This is a genomic window from Pseudomonas sp. 20-5 (assembly GCF_056782835.1).
Genome location: NZ_CM165584.1, coordinates 3987363 through 4000300, shown reverse-complemented (window position 1 = coordinate 4000300; position 12938 = coordinate 3987363). Strand labels below are relative to the sequence as shown.

General features: G+C 66.5%; 13 protein-coding genes. All 13 read left to right on the top strand.

Annotated elements, in window-relative coordinates:
* Position 1 precedes the first annotated feature (1 nt).
* The 13 genes from fliO to AC1RB9_RS18315 all read left to right on the top strand — a co-directional run bounded on the left by fliO (position 2) and on the right by AC1RB9_RS18315 (position 12798).
* Positions 2-454 (top strand): flagellar biosynthetic protein FliO, encoded by a 453-nt coding sequence (gene fliO, locus AC1RB9_RS18375; RefSeq protein ID WP_003083051.1) that lies wholly within the window; start codon positions 2-4, stop codon positions 452-454.
* Positions 451-1218, top strand: a complete 768-nt coding sequence (fliP, locus tag AC1RB9_RS18370) for a flagellar type III secretion system pore protein FliP (RefSeq protein WP_003083052.1) — start codon at positions 451-453, stop codon at positions 1216-1218. Before fliO ends, fliP begins: the two co-directional genes overlap by 4 nt.
* Before the next feature lie 47 nt (positions 1219-1265).
* Positions 1266-1535 carry a flagellar biosynthesis protein FliQ gene (fliQ, locus tag AC1RB9_RS18365; protein WP_003083053.1) on the top strand — a complete coding sequence of 90 codons (270 nt, stop codon included), beginning with the start codon at positions 1266-1268 and terminating at the stop codon, positions 1533-1535.
* Positions 1535-2311 carry a flagellar biosynthetic protein FliR gene (gene fliR / locus AC1RB9_RS18360; protein ID WP_003083054.1) on the top strand — a complete coding sequence of 259 codons (777 nt, stop codon included), beginning with the start codon at positions 1535-1537 and terminating at the stop codon, positions 2309-2311. The genes fliQ and fliR overlap by 1 nt, the downstream gene beginning before the upstream one ends.
* Before the next feature lie 2 nt (positions 2312-2313).
* Entirely contained in the window at positions 2314-3450 is a 1137-nt protein-coding gene (gene flhB / locus AC1RB9_RS18355) for a flagellar biosynthesis protein FlhB (RefSeq protein ID WP_003083056.1), read from the top strand.
* 72 nt (positions 3451-3522) lie between these two features.
* Positions 3523-4782 (top strand): TPM domain-containing protein, encoded by a 1260-nt coding sequence (locus AC1RB9_RS18350; RefSeq protein WP_003449747.1) that lies wholly within the window; start codon positions 3523-3525, stop codon positions 4780-4782.
* Between the two features lie 32 nt (positions 4783-4814).
* Positions 4815-6158, top strand: coding sequence for a TPM domain-containing protein (locus AC1RB9_RS18345; protein WP_031632829.1), 1344 nt, complete (start codon positions 4815-4817; stop codon positions 6156-6158).
* A gap of 138 nt (positions 6159-6296) precedes the next feature.
* Positions 6297-8420: a flagellar biosynthesis protein FlhA gene (gene flhA / locus AC1RB9_RS18340; protein WP_003083059.1), complete on the top strand. Its 2124-nt coding sequence runs from the start codon at positions 6297-6299 to the stop codon at positions 8418-8420.
* An 83-nt stretch (positions 8421-8503) separates the two neighbouring features.
* Positions 8504-9793 carry a flagellar biosynthesis GTPase FlhF gene (flhF, locus tag AC1RB9_RS18335; RefSeq protein WP_003117138.1) on the top strand — a complete coding sequence of 430 codons (1290 nt, stop codon included), beginning with the start codon at positions 8504-8506 and terminating at the stop codon, positions 9791-9793.
* A gap of 138 nt (positions 9794-9931) precedes the next feature.
* Positions 9932-10774 carry a flagellar synthesis regulator FleN gene (gene fleN / locus AC1RB9_RS18330; protein ID WP_003083064.1) on the top strand — a complete coding sequence of 281 codons (843 nt, stop codon included), beginning with the start codon at positions 9932-9934 and terminating at the stop codon, positions 10772-10774.
* Positions 10771-11514, top strand: a complete 744-nt coding sequence (gene fliA / locus AC1RB9_RS18325; RefSeq protein WP_003083070.1) for an RNA polymerase sigma factor FliA — start codon at positions 10771-10773, stop codon at positions 11512-11514. Before fleN ends, fliA begins: the two co-directional genes overlap by 4 nt.
* Before the next feature lie 101 nt (positions 11515-11615).
* Entirely contained in the window at positions 11616-11990 is a 375-nt protein-coding gene (locus tag AC1RB9_RS18320) for a chemotaxis response regulator CheY (RefSeq protein WP_003083073.1), read from the top strand.
* Positions 11991-12009: 19 nt separating this feature from the next.
* Positions 12010-12798 carry a protein phosphatase CheZ gene (locus AC1RB9_RS18315; protein WP_003083075.1) on the top strand — a complete coding sequence of 263 codons (789 nt, stop codon included), beginning with the start codon at positions 12010-12012 and terminating at the stop codon, positions 12796-12798.
* Positions 12799-12938: the final 140 nt, after the last annotated feature.

Sequence of the window (12938 nt, the reverse complement as noted above, 5' to 3'; positions counted from 1 at the left end):
CATGCGTCGCTACCTGTTCGCCGGCTTCCTGCCGGCACTCGCCTCGCTGAGCGCGCCGCTGTGCGCCGCCGAGGGGACGACGGGTGCCGCCGCACCGACGGTGGGCGCCGCTTCCGGCGCCGCCGCGCAACTGGCCCAACTGGTGCTCGGCCTGGGCCTGGTGATCGGCCTGATCTTCCTGCTCGCCTGGCTGGTGCGCCGGGTGCAACAGGCCGGTCCGCGCGGCAACCGCTTGATCCGCACCCTCGCCAGCCAGCCGCTGGGTCCGCGCGACCGGCTGGTGCTGGTGCAGGTCGGCGAGGAGCAGATCCTGCTCGGCCTGACGCCCGGCCGGATCACGCCGTTGCACGTGCTCAAGGAGCCGGTACACCTGCCGGACGGCGAGCCGGCCACGCCGGAATTCGCCCAGCGCCTGCTGGAGCTGCTGAACAAGGACCCCAAGGGCAAGCCATGACTCCGCGCATCTCCCTGGCCGGCGCGCTCGCCGCGCTCTGCCTCCTGTTGCTGGCGCCGTGGCCGGCGCTGGCCGCCGACCCGACATCGATCTCGGCGATCACCGTGACCACCAACGGCCAGGGCCAGCAGGAGTATTCGGTCAGCCTGCAGATCCTGCTGATCATGACCGCGCTGAGCTTCATCCCGGCGTTCGTCATGCTGATGACCAGCTTCACCCGGATCATCATCGTCTTCTCCATCCTGCGCCAGGCGCTGGGCCTGCAATCGACGCCGTCGAACCAGGTGCTGGTGGGGCTGGCGCTGTTCCTGACCATGTTCGTCATGGCCCCGGTGTTCGACAAGATCAACAGCCAGGCCCTGCAGCCCTACCTGAACGAGCAGATTCCCGCCCAGGAAGCCCTGCAAAAGGCCGAGGTACCGCTGAAGGCGTTCATGCTGGCGCAGACTCGCACCTCCGACCTGGAGCTGTTCGTCCGCCTGTCCAAGCGCACCGACATCGGCAGCCCGGAGGCGACGCCGCTGACCATCCTGGTCCCGGCCTTCGTCACGTCCGAGCTGAAGACGGCGTTCCAGATCGGCTTCATGATCTTCATCCCGTTCCTGATCATCGACCTGGTGGTGTCCAGCGTGCTGATGGCGATGGGTATGATGATGCTGTCGCCGCTGATCATTTCCCTGCCGTTCAAGATCATGCTGTTCGTCCTGGTGGATGGCTGGGCGCTGATCATCGGGACGCTGGCGGGCAGTTTCGGCACCGTCTAGCGGTGGTGCCGCCGGCTTGACGCGCCGCTGGCGCACTGGAGAGAGACATGACCCCTGAGGTGGCACTCGACCTGTTCCGCGAGGCGTTGTGGCTGACGGCGATGATCGTCGGCGTGCTGGTGGTTCCGAGCCTGCTGGTCGGTCTCGTGGTGGCGATGTTCCAGGCCGCCACCCAGATCAACGAACAGACCCTGAGCTTCCTGCCGCGCCTGATGGTGATCCTGCTCACCCTGATCGTGCTGGGTCCCTGGCTGCTGCGGCAGCTGATGGAATACACCCAGACGCTGATCGGCAACATCCCGCTGCTGATCGGCTGATGCTGGAGCTGACCAACGCGCAGATCGGCGGCTGGATCGCCAGCTTCGTGCTGCCGCTGTTCCGGGTCGCGGCGCTGCTGATGACCATGCCGGTGATCGGCACCCAGCTGGTGCCGGTGCGGGTGCGACTGTACCTGGCGCTGGGCGTCTGCGTGGTGCTGGTGCCGAACCTGCCGCCGATGCCGCAGGTGGACGCGCTGAGCATGAAGGCCATGCTGCTGATCGGCGAGCAGATCCTGGTCGGCGCCTTGCTCGGCTTTTCCCTGCAGTTGTTGTTCCACGCCTTCGTGATCGCCGGGCAGATCATCTCGATGCAGATGGGCCTGGGCTTCGCTTCCATGGTCGACCCGGCCAACGGCGTCTCGGTGCCGGTGCTCGGCCAGTTCTTCACCATGCTGGTGACGCTGCTGTTCCTGGCGATGAACGGACACCTGGTAGTGTTCGAGGTAATCGCCGAGAGCTTCGTCACCCTGCCGGTGGGCGAGGGCCTGAGCGGCAACCATTTCTGGATCATCGCCGGCAAGCTCGGCTGGGTGATGGGCGCGGCACTGCTGCTGGCGCTGCCGGCGATCACCGCGCTGCTGGTGGTGAACCTCGCCTTCGGCGCCATGACCCGCGCGGCGCCGCAACTGAACATCTTCTCCATCGGCTTTCCGTTGACCCTGGTGCTGGGCCTGGTGATCCTCTGGATCGGCACCGCCGACCTGCTCAGCCAGTACCAGGTGCTGGCCGGCGAGGCCCTGCAATTCCTCCGTGAACTGGTGCGGGCGAAATAGCCATGGCCGAGAGCGAGAGCGGGCAGGACAAGACAGAGGAACCCACGGAGAAACGCCGCCGCGAGGCGCGCGAGAAAGGGCAGTTGCCGCGTTCGCGGGAGCTGAACACCCTGGCCATCCTCATGGCCGGCGCCGGCGGCCTGCTGATCTACGGCGCCGACCTGGCGGGCGCCCTGTTGCGCCTGATGCGCAGCAATTTCGAGCTGTCCCGGGAAACCGCGATGAATACCGAGAGCATGCTGCAATTGCTCGGCGCTTCGGCCTACCTGGCTGCCCAGGGGCTCTGGCCGATCCTGCTGATGCTGCTGGTGGCGGCGATCGTCGGGCCGATCGCCCTCGGCGGCTGGCTGTTCTCGATGGACGCCCTGCAACCCAAGTTCAGCCGGCTCAACCCGCTGTCGGGGCTGAAGCGGATGTTTTCCGCCAAGTCGCTGCTCGAACTGAGCAAGGCGCTGATCAAGTTCCTGGTGGTGCTGGCGGTGGCCCTGCTGGTGCTCTCCGCCGACCGCGACGCCCTCCTGGCGCTGGCGCACCAGCCGCTCGAGCAGGCGATCCTGCACAGCGTGCGGGTGGTCGGCTGGAGCGCCTTCTGGATGGCCTGCAGCCTGCTGCTGATCGCCGCGGTGGACGTGCCCTACCAGATCTGGGACAACCGCCAGAAGCTGCTGATGACCAAGCAGGAAGTCCGCGACGAATACAAGGACTCCGAGGGCAAGCCCGAGGTCAAGTCGAAGATCCGCCAGATGCAGCGCGAGATGGCGCAGAGACGGATGATGGCGGCGGTGCCGGAGGCCGACGTGGTGATCACCAACCCGACCCACTTCGCCGTAGCCCTGAAGTACGACCCGGCGGGCGGCGGGGCGCCGCTGCTGCTGGCCAAAGGCAACGATTTCCTGGCCCTGAAGATCCGCGAGGTGGCCCAGGAGCACAAGGTGATGGTCATGGAGTCGCCGGCGCTGGCGCGAGCGGTGTACTACTCCACCGAGCTGGATCAGGAGATTCCCGCTGGGCTCTATCTCGCCGTGGCCCAGGTGCTGGCCTATGTCTACCAGCTCAAGCAGTACCAGGCCGGCAAGGGCAAGCGGCCGAGCCCGTTGAAGGACCTGCCGATCCCGCCGGACCTGCGTCGCGACGAGTGACCTGGCTGGAGCTACGCGCCGCGCTGTGGCAGCCTTGGCCGATACCCGCTCGGGATGAGAGCTTTGCCGTTCATGGATCGAACCTTGTCTGATCGTATTTTCCCGCCTGTCCTCCTGTTGCTCGCCCTGGCCTGGCTGCTGCCCTGGATGCCTGCGCACGCCGAAGCGCCGGCGGAATGGGTCGCCTTGCCCCTGTCGGAGCGGGTGGTGGATGCCACCCACACGCTGGACGAGGCGACGCGCCAACGCCTGGTGGAGAAGCTCGAGGCGCTGGAGCGGCGACGCGGTGCGCAGATCGCGGTGGTGATGCTGCCGACTACCGGTACCCTCGATATCGAAGCCTTCTCCGACAAGTTGTTCCAGGCCTGGAAGCTCGGCCGCAAGGCGGTCGACGACGGTCTGCTGCTGGTGGTGGCCAAGGATGACCGGCGCATGCGCATCGAGGTCGGCTACGGCCTGGAGGGTGCGGTGCCCGATGTGGTCGCCGGGCGGATCATTCGCGAGCGGATGGCCCCGGCATTTCGCGAGGGTGACTACGCCGGCGGGATCGAGGCCGCGGTGGACGAGCTGATCCGCCTGGTCGACGGCGAAACGCTGCCGGCGGCCGCGTCGTCGGGTGCGCCGAAAGTCTCGCTGGGGCCATTGCCGGCGGAAGCCTGGGCGCTGCTGGTCGCCTTCATCTACGGATCGTTGGCCGGAGTGCTGTTGAGTGCCCGGGCGCTGCGCTGGCCCTGGCTGCTCGGCGGGGCGCTGCTCTGCTGGCTGTTGGGCACGCTGGCCGGCGCTTCCGGCGAATGGATGAGCGTGCTGCTGGTCGCTCCGCTGTGCATGCTGGTCGGCGGCGCGACCTTCGGCGCGCTGTGGACGGTGCGCCCGGCCTTCTACCTGGTGATCGGCGTACTGGTCTATGTAGCCCTGCTCGGGCTGGCGGCGCATTGGTTCAGCGCGGTGTCCTTCATCTACGGCCTGCTGTGGCCGGCCGGGGTGCTGATGCTGGCGGTTCTCTGCTGGTCGAACTACCGCCTGATGCGCTCGCTATGGCGCGAGCGGCGGAAAAGTTTCCACCGCCGACTGTGGGCGTTGCTGGCGGCCTACCTGCTGCTCGGACTGCTGTCCGGTGGCCTGGACGCACCGCTGGTCTGGCTGGCCCTGCTACCGTTCCAGCTCATGCTCGGGCTGCTGGTGTTCGGCCAGGTACGCCTGAGTGGGGGGGGTGGAGGCTCGTCGGGAAGCTCCGGCGGCGGTTCCTCCTCCTCTTCCTCCTCGTCGTCCGGCGGCTTTTCCGGGGGCGGTGGTTCCAGCGGCGGAGGCGGTGCCTCGGGCAGTTGGTAATGGGTTCCCATTCATTTCATTCGGAGACAAGGATGTCTGCAATCACGCGTTATCTCGCCATGCTTCGGCTGTTCGGCATGCTGCTCTGCGCCGCCGCGATTCCCTCCGTTGCCACCGCGACGGTGCCGGTCACCGTCGCGGTGGCAGCGTCCGATGTCGAGGAGGGGGCCGTGGAGGCATCGGCGGTCGGCGCCGAGGCCGAGGCAGCGCGCGATGCGGGCTACGAGTCCGCGGAGGTTCCAGCGCTGGCGCGGCGGGTGACCGACCTTACCGCGACCCTCGACGCCGCCGAGCGTGCCCGCCTGGAAGCTTCGCTGGCCGCGCTGGAGGCCCGGAAGGGTGCCCAGGTAGCGATCCTGATGGTGCCCAGCACCTATCCGGACAGCATCGAGGCCTATGCGACGCGGGTCTTCGAGGCGTGGAAGCTGGGGCGCAAGGGGATCGATGACGGCGTCCTGGTGCTGGTGGCGAAGGACGACCGGCGCATGCGCATCGAAGTCGGTTATGGCCTGGAAGGAACGATCACCGACATCGATGCCGGGCGGATCATCCGCGAATACATGACCCCTGCGTTCCGTCAGCAAGACTACGCCGGCGGCCTGGAAGCGGCGGCGCAGCGCCTGGTACGACTGATCGACGGCGAGGCGTTGCCGCCGCCGCCGCGCGACCCGCTGGAGCCCGGCGCGGTACGGCAGACCCTGGCTATCGCATTCCTGCTCGGCGCTCTCGGCGGGGTGGCGCTGCTGGTACGTCCGCGCGCCTGGTACTGGACCCTGGGGGCGGTAGTGGCGCTCGCTGCGGCGTTGGCACTGGGGCGGCACTGGCCGGCAGGGGCGATGGTGGCGCTGGCGGAGATGGTGGCGGTCCTGGGCGTCGGCTTCGGCGCGTTGCTCAAGTATTCGCGCGGTGCCCGCTGGTTCTTCGCCATTCTTGTGCTCTATGCGCTGGGGCTGTTCTGGGCCTACCGCCGTTATGGCCTGCCGGTGCTCCATTACGGATTGGCCGTGCCGCTTTCGCTGGGGCTGACCCTGCTGATGCTGGCCGGTGCCTGGCAGGGGCTGCGCAGAGGACGGCGCTGGGCCTACCTGCCGGGCCTGCTCGGCCTGCTGCTGACCCTGGCCCTGGAGTGTCTGCTGTTGCTGGTGGACGACCCGCTGAACAGCATCGAGGCGCTGATCATCCTGCCCGCCGCTTGCCTGCCGCTGCTCATCGGTTGCAATTTCAGCGCCGGCGGCTCGGGGGGAGGGCGTCGACGCGGCGGCGATTACGCTAGCTCATCGGGTTCCTCGTCGTCCAGTTCGTCCAGTTCGTCTTCGGACTCGTTCTCCGGCGGCGGAGGCTCGAGTGGCGGCGGTGGCGCCTCCGGTAGTTGGTGATTGGCGAAAACCCTTTTCAATCAATGAATTGAAAAGTTGGAACGGTTCCTGCAATGACCCGCCCGACGCGCATTCCGGCGTCAAAAGTTTGTTCGGCGCCCACCTACGGGCGCCATACGCAGGGCAGGGGAGTCGAGAGTGGATCGCACGCAACTGATCAGCAATGTGCGCAGCAACCTGGCGGGACTGGGGCGCGGCAGCCTCGGCGTGCCGGTCCTGCTGCTGGCCATGCTGGCGATGATGACCCTGCCGATCCCGCCATTCCTGCTGGACGTGCTGTTCACCTTCAACATCGCCCTGTCCATCGTCGTCCTGCTGGTCTGCGTGTACGCCCTGCGGCCGCTGGACTTCGCCGTGTTCCCGACCATCCTGCTGGTGGCGACCCTGTTGCGCCTGGCGCTGAACGTTGCCTCGACCCGCGTGGTGCTGCTCCACGGCCACGACGGCCATGGCGCCGCAGGCAAGGTGATCCAGGCCTTCGGCGAAGTGGTGATCGGCGGCAACTACGTGGTCGGGGTGGTGGTGTTCGCGATCCTCATGATCATCAACTTCGTGGTGGTGACCAAGGGCGCCGGGCGGATTTCCGAAGTCAGCGCGCGCTTCACCCTGGATGCCATGCCCGGCAAGCAGATGGCCATCGACGCCGACCTCAACGCCGGCCTGATCGAGCAGGAGGAAGCCAAGAAGCGCCGCAGCGAGGTGGCCCAGGAGGCCGACTTCTACGGTTCGATGGACGGTGCCAGCAAGTTCGTCCGCGGCGACGCCATCGCCGGCCTGCTGATTCTCTTCATCAACCTGATCGGCGGCGTCGCCATCGGCATGATCCAGCATTCGATGTCCTTCGGCGACGCCGGCAAGGTCTACGCCCTGCTGACCATCGGTGACGGCCTGGTGGCACAACTGCCGTCGCTGCTGCTGTCGACTGCGGCGGCGATCATGGTGACGCGGGTCTCCAGTTCCGAGGACATGGGCCAGCAGGTCAACCGGCAGATGTTCGCCTCGCCCAAGGCGCTGGCGATTTCCGCGGCGATCCTGATCGCCATGGGCGCCGTGCCGGGCATGCCGCATGTTTCCTTCATCGGCCTCGGCGCCCTGGCCGGTGCTGCCGCCTACTGGATCTGGCACCGGCAGAACAAGGCCAAGCAGGTCGCCGAGCAGGAGGTGCAGCGCCAGCAGGAGCTGCTGCCGGCGCAGCGCGCCCAGGAGGTCAAGGAACTGGGTTGGGACGACGTCACCCCGGTGGACATGGTCGGCCTGGAAGTCGGCTACCGGCTGATCCCGCTGGTCGACCGCAACCAGGGCGGGCAACTGCTGGCGCGGATCAAGGGCGTACGCAAGAAGCTGTCCCAGGAGCTGGGCTTCCTGATGCCCTCGGTGCACATCCGCGACAACCTCGACCTGCTGCCCAACGCCTACCGTCTGACCCTGATGGGGGTCAGCGTGGCCGAAGCGGAGATCTATCCCGATCGCGAGCTGGCGATCAACCCCGGCCAGGTATTCGGCAGCCTCAACGGCATCGCCGGCAAGGACCCGGCCTTCGGCCTGGAGGCGGTATGGATCGAGCCCGGCCAGCGCGACCAGGCGCAGTCGCTGGGCTACACCGTGGTGGATGCGAGCACCGTGGTCGCCACTCACCTGAACCAGGTGCTGCACAAGCACGCCCACGAGCTGCTGGGCCATGAAGAAGTGCAACAGCTCCTGCAATTGCTCGCGCGCAGCTCGCCGAAGCTGGCGGAAGAGCTGGTGCCGGGGCTGATTTCCCTGTCCACCCTGCTCAAGGTCCTGCAGGCGCTGCTCCAGGAGCAGGTGCCGGTGCGCGACATCCGTACCATCGCCGAGGCCATCGCCAACGTCGCTCCACGGAGTCAAGATCCCGGCGCGATGGTCGCCGCGGTTCGCGTCGCGTTGTCCCGCGCAATCGTGCAAAGCATTGTCGGGCTTGAGCCGGAGCTGCCTGTGATCACGCTCGAGCCGAGGTTGGAACAGATTTTGCTGAACAGCATGCAGAAGGCCGGACAAGGCTCCGAGGACGGCATGTTGCTGGAGCCGGGGATGGCCGAGAAGCTGCAACGCTCGCTGATCGAGAGCGCGCAACGCCAGGAGATGCTCGGTAAGCCGGCGATCCTGCTGGTTGCCGGACCGATCCGCTCGATGATGTCGCGCTTCGCGCGGATGGCGGTGCCCAGCATGCATGTGCTGGCCTACCAGGAAATCCCGGACAACAAGCAAGTCACCATCGTCGCGACGGTGGGACAGAACTGAACGAGGGCTGCGCCGGCTCCAGGGCTGGCACACCGGGCAACCTGAGGTTGCCGGCAAGACTACTGAACTGAGGGGTTCGGGCAATGCAAGTCAAACGCTTCTTCGCCGCCGATATGCGCCAGGCCATGAAACTGGTCCGCGACGAACTGGGTCCGGACGCCGCGATTCTCGGCAACCGCCGGGTCGCCGGCGGCATCGAGCTGACCGCGGCGCTGGATTACCAGGCCCCGCCGGCGCCGAGCAAGCCCAACCCGGCGCTGGAAGTGGAGCTGCGCAAGACCCAGGCGCGGATCGCCGAGGCGCGCGCCGAGTTGACGGCGCGTCCGGCGGAAAACCAGCGCAAGGACCGTCAATTGTTCGCCGAGGAGAAGCCGGCGCGTCCGACCCTGGCCGAGTCCATGACGGCGGCGCAGGCCAAGCCCCAGGCGGGCGGCCAGACCCTCGAGGCAATGCGTTTCGAACTGAACGGCCTGCGCGAGCTGATCGAGGTACAACTGGGTTCCATCGCCTGGGGCCAGTTGCAGCACCAGCGTCCGCAGCAGGCCAATCTCTGGCGGCGCCTGCAGCGCATGGGCTTGCCGGCGGAGCTGAGCAAGCCGTTGCTGGAGCGGGTCGCCGCGGTGGGCGATACGCGCCAGGCCTGGCGCATGCTGTTGGCGCACCTGTCGCGTGCCGTGCAGACCCCCGAGCAGGACCCGCTCGACGCGGGCGGCGTACTGGCCCTGGTCGGCCCGGCAGGCGCCGGCAAGACCACCACCCTGGCGAAGATGGCCGCGCGCTACGTCCTCAAGTACGGCGCCCAGAGCCTGGCGCTGGTGAGCATGGACAGCTACCGGATCGGCGCCCAGGAGCAGATCAAGACCCTCGGTCGGATCCTCAACGTACCGGTGACCCTGGTCGATCCCGGCCAGTCGCTGATCCAGGCCCTGGCGCCGCTGGCGCGCAAGCGCATGGTGCTGATCGATACCGCCGGCCTGCCGGCCAGCGACCCGGCATTGCGCATGCAGCTCGAGGCACTGGCGTCGCCGAGCCTGAACGTGAAGAATTACCTGGTGATGGCCACCACCAGCCAGAGCCAGGTGCTCAAGTCGGCCTACCAGACCTATCGGCACTGCGGGCTGGCGGGTTGCATCCTGACTAAGCTGGACGAGGCGGGCAGCCTCGGTGAATCGATGGCGCTGGCTATCGCCCAGCGTCTCCCGGTAGCCTATCTGGCGGATGGGCCGCGGATTCCGGACGACCTGCAGGTGGCGCGCAGTCACCAACTGGTCAGCCGGGCGGTGAGCCTGCAGGCACCGGAAGAGCCCAGCGAGGACGCCATGGCCGAGATGTTCGCCGGGCTCTACCAGCAACCGGCGCGGCGTGCCGGCTGAGGACGTGGGAAGAACCGCGCGTGGCGCGGGTGACGGAAGCGAAGGTGGCTTCCGCCGGGCCGGGAGCGATGGCGCATCGTTCCCGCCAATACCGGAGAGCGCTGGAAGGGGCGTTCCGGGAAGACGACAACACAAGGTATGAAGCAGATGGGTAGCATGCATCCCGTACAGGTGATCGCAGTAACTGGCGGCAAGGGCGGCGTCGGCAAGACCAATGTGTCGGTGAACCTGGCACTGGCTCTGGCCGATCTCGGCCGTCGCGTCATGCTGCTGGATGCCGACCTCGGCCTGGCCAACGTCGACGTCCTGCTGGGACTCACGCCCAAGCGCACCCTGGCCGACGTGATCGAGGGACGCTGCGAACTGCGCGATGTCCTCCTCCTCGGTCCCGGTGGCGTGCGCATCGTTCCCGCGGCCTCCGGCACGCAGAGCATGGTGCACCTCTCGCCGATGCAGCATGCGGGGCTGATCCAGGCGTTCAGCGATATCAGCGACAACCTCGATGTCCTGGTCGTCGACACTGCCGCCGGGATCGGCGATTCGGTGGTCAGTTTCGTCCGCGCCGCGCAGGAGGTGCTGCTGGTCGTCTGCGACGAGCCGACCTCGATCACCGATGCCTACGCCCTGATCAAACTGCTCAACCGCGACCACGGCATGACCCGCTTCCGGGTCCTGGCCAACATGGCCCACAGCCCGCAGGAAGGACGCAACCTGTTCGCCAAACTGACCAAGGTCACTGACCGTTTCCTCGACGTCGCACTACAGTATGTAGGTGTCATCCCTTACGACGAGTCGGTACGCAAGGCCGTGCAGAAACAGCGAGCCGTATACGAGGCATTCCCCCGCTCGAAGGCGTCCCTGGCCTTCAAGGCGGTCGCGCAGAAGGTCGATAGCTGGCCGCTGCCGGCCAACCCGCGCGGGCACCTGGAGTTCTTCGTCGAACGACTGGTCCAACACCCCGCGACAGGTTCGGCCGTATGACAGCGGCCTCTGGAGTGCGTATGTATAGCAAGGCGCAAGCGCAGAACTCCCAGGAGCAACTGATCCAGCGTTACGCACCACTGGTCAAGCGCATCGCCTATCACCTGCTCGGCCGCCTGCCGGCCAGCGTGCAGGTGGAGGACCTGATGCAGGCCGGCATGATCGGCCTGCTCGAGGCCGCGAAGAAATACGACGCCGGCAAGGGCGCCAGCTTCGAGACCTATGCCGGCATCCGCATCCGCGGGGCCATGCTCGACGAGGTCCGCAAGGGCGACTGGGCGCCGCGTTCGGTGCACCGCAACACGCGCATGGTGACCGACGCGATCCGCGCGATCGAGGCGAGAACCGGACGCGACGCTAAAGATCACGAAGTTGCTGCCGAACTCCAATTGAGCCTCGAAGATTACTACGGCATCCTCAGCGACACGCAGGGCAGCCGTCTGTACAGCTTCGACGACCTGTTGCAGGACGGCGAACATGGATTGCCGGAAGACACCAGCCTCAGTCACAACGAACCGATCCACGGCCTGCTCGACGAACGTTTCCAGGCGGCCCTGGCGGATGCCATCGCCAAGTTGCCGGAGCGCGAGCGCCTGGTGCTGGCGTTGTATTACGACGAGGAACTCAACCTCAAGGAGATCGGCGAGGTACTGGGCGTCAGCGAATCGCGGGTCAGCCAGTTGCACAGCCAGTGCGCCGCGCGTTTGCGCGCGCGCCTGGCCGATTGGCGGTCGGCCTGAACCGGCCTCGACCGCAGCTTGTAACCGTTAACGCAAAAGAATGTGTGGCGCGTCCCCTGGGGCGCGCTCTGGTCTGTACGGAGGTTTACTTGGACAAGAACATGAAAATTCTCATCGTGGACGACTTTTCCACGATGAGACGCATCATCAAGAACCTCTTGCGGGACTTGGGCTTCACCAATACCGCCGAGGCCGACGACGGCACCACGGCGCTGCCGATGCTGCACAGCGGCAATTTCGACTTTCTCGTCACCGACTGGAACATGCCGGGCATGACCGGCATCGATCTGCTGCGCGCGGTTCGCGCCGACGAGCGCCTCAAGCACCTGCCGGTGCTGATGGTCACCGCCGAGGCCAAACGCGACCAGATCATCGAAGCTGCCCAGGCCGGGGTCAACGGCTATGTGGTCAAACCCTTCACCGCTCAGGTCCTGAAGGAAAAGATCGAGAAGATTTTCGAGCGGGTCAACGGCTGAAGCCGGCCAAGAGGGTGTCATGGTGCTTGGTAACGATTCCACGGGCGACGAATTCGAATCGACCCTGAAAAAACATGCGCGCGAACTGGTGGACTGTCTCGAACGGGGGCACTTCCAGCAGGCGGTGCAATTGATCCAGGAGCTCAGCCAGGCCAGGGACCGTGGCCTCTACCAGGAAGTGGGCAAGCTGACCCGCGAACTGCACAACGCCATCGTCGATTTCCAGATCGACCCGCATTCCCCCCACGCGCAGGAAATGTCGCAGATCGCCGATGCCACCGATCGTCTTTCCTACGTGGTGGAAATGACCGAGAAGGCCGCCAACCGGACCATGGACCTGGTGGAGCAGAGCGCCCCGCTGGTCAACCAGTTGGGCGACGATTCGCGGGAGCTGCACCAGGAGTGGCAACGCTTCATGCGCCGGGAAATCGACGCTGACGGCTTCCGCGAGCTGGCCAAGCGCATCGAACAGTTCCTCGTGCGCAGCGGCGAGAACGCCGGCCAGTTGTCCTCGCAGCTCAATGACATCCTGCTGGCGCAGGATTACCAGGACCTGACCGGCCAGGTGATCAAGCGTGTCACCAAGCTGGTCACCGAGGTCGAGAGCAACCTCGTGAAGCTGGTCTGGATGGCCGGCCAGGTGGACCGTTACGCCGGAATCGAGCACGACCACGTGAGCATGCGCCACCAGGCCGCGCTGGAGCGTTCGGCCAAGGGCGAGGGGCCGCAGGTCGCCGCGGAAAAACGAGAGGATGTGGTGTCCGGGCAGGATGACGTGGACGATCTGCTGTCCAGCCTGGGTTTCTGACCCGCCCGGCTCAAGACTGCGGCATCGCTGCCGTTAAGTAAGCATTGAACGCTGGCATCCGCGGGCTGCTGGCACAGCCTTCGTCATGCCGGTGATCCCGGCGGGCGGGCTGAAGTCGGTCCGGAAAGCCGGGCCGGTAT

What these genes read in the sequence shown, in the direction of transcription:
- flhF (WP_003117138.1), top strand. Translation starts at nt 8,504, where the DNA reads ATGCAAGTCAAACGCTTCTTCGCCGCCGATATGCGCCAGGCCATGAAA.
- fliP (WP_003083052.1), top strand. Translation starts at nt 451, where the DNA reads ATGACTCCGCGCATCTCCCTGGCCGGCGCGCTCGCCGCGCTCTGCCTC.
- fliQ (WP_003083053.1), top strand. Translation starts at nt 1,266, where the DNA reads ATGACCCCTGAGGTGGCACTCGACCTGTTCCGCGAGGCGTTGTGGCTG.
- AC1RB9_RS18320 (WP_003083073.1), top strand. Translation starts at nt 11,616, where the DNA reads ATGAAAATTCTCATCGTGGACGACTTTTCCACGATGAGACGCATCATC.
- AC1RB9_RS18350 (WP_003449747.1), top strand. Translation starts at nt 3,523, where the DNA reads ATGGATCGAACCTTGTCTGATCGTATTTTCCCGCCTGTCCTCCTGTTG.
- fliR (WP_003083054.1), top strand. Translation starts at nt 1,535, where the DNA reads ATGCTGGAGCTGACCAACGCGCAGATCGGCGGCTGGATCGCCAGCTTC.
- fliO (WP_003083051.1), top strand. Translation starts at nt 2, where the DNA reads ATGCGTCGCTACCTGTTCGCCGGCTTCCTGCCGGCACTCGCCTCGCTG.
- flhB (WP_003083056.1), top strand. Translation starts at nt 2,314, where the DNA reads ATGGCCGAGAGCGAGAGCGGGCAGGACAAGACAGAGGAACCCACGGAG.
- fliA (WP_003083070.1), top strand. Translation starts at nt 10,771, where the DNA reads ATGACAGCGGCCTCTGGAGTGCGTATGTATAGCAAGGCGCAAGCGCAG.
- AC1RB9_RS18345 (WP_031632829.1), top strand. Translation starts at nt 4,815, where the DNA reads ATGTCTGCAATCACGCGTTATCTCGCCATGCTTCGGCTGTTCGGCATG.
- fleN (WP_003083064.1), top strand. Translation starts at nt 9,932, where the DNA reads ATGAAGCAGATGGGTAGCATGCATCCCGTACAGGTGATCGCAGTAACT.
- AC1RB9_RS18315 (WP_003083075.1), top strand. Translation starts at nt 12,010, where the DNA reads ATGGTGCTTGGTAACGATTCCACGGGCGACGAATTCGAATCGACCCTG.